Raw genomic sequence first — 584 nt, forward strand, 5'->3', positions numbered from 1 at the left:
ACCATTAGGTTTTCTCCTCTTTATCTCTTATTTTTTTGCTCAGACTTTGCATAAAACCCTGTAAAGTTATAGTGCATTCACCCATTCGAGGGGCTAAGATAAATTCGGTGGACGACATCGACGATGAGTAAGGGATTTGGAAATAAAAATGCTCTAATAACTAAATGTGACGTATTTTAAAGTGTAATTCAGAATTGTAGTTGACTCCACTAGCTGGATTGAATTCCGGAAAATCTACTGCCACAGACTGATTGGCAAAAAAAAATAAAAGGATTTGAACAAGAAACTGAAAATAATAGGCTACTACTTTTTTGCTCTTGCAAGTTTGATTGGGTTCTATTATCTGGACAATTCGGCTGACTTGGTAAAATTTCAAAATGAAGCTAACAGTTATAGAGTAAGTACAGGCTTTGCTTTTCTGGCGATTGTCGGATTGATTAAATATTCACTCCTCATCATAGGATTAGCGATACCAGTTATATTGACATGGATGCTGATAAGAGAAAATAAAAGAAACGCACTATAACCCTAGTAGCCGTTGCACAACGCGGTAGTTCTACAGGTTAATTTCTCCTTATTTTATC

Annotated in this window: 1 protein-coding gene; it reads left to right on the forward strand. The window is 35.8% G+C overall.

The features are described 5' to 3' along the window. Window positions 1-274: 274 nt before the first annotated feature. Window positions 275-526 carry a hypothetical protein gene (locus F752_RS0123165; protein ID WP_017734125.1) on the forward strand — a complete coding sequence of 84 codons (252 nt, stop codon included), beginning with the start codon at window positions 275-277 and terminating at the stop codon, window positions 524-526. Window positions 527-584 lie beyond the last annotated feature (58 nt).

It is taken from the genome of Nafulsella turpanensis ZLM-10, assembly GCF_000346615.1.
In the GTDB taxonomy this organism is placed as follows: Bacteria; Bacteroidota; Bacteroidia; order Cytophagales; family Cyclobacteriaceae; genus Nafulsella; species Nafulsella turpanensis.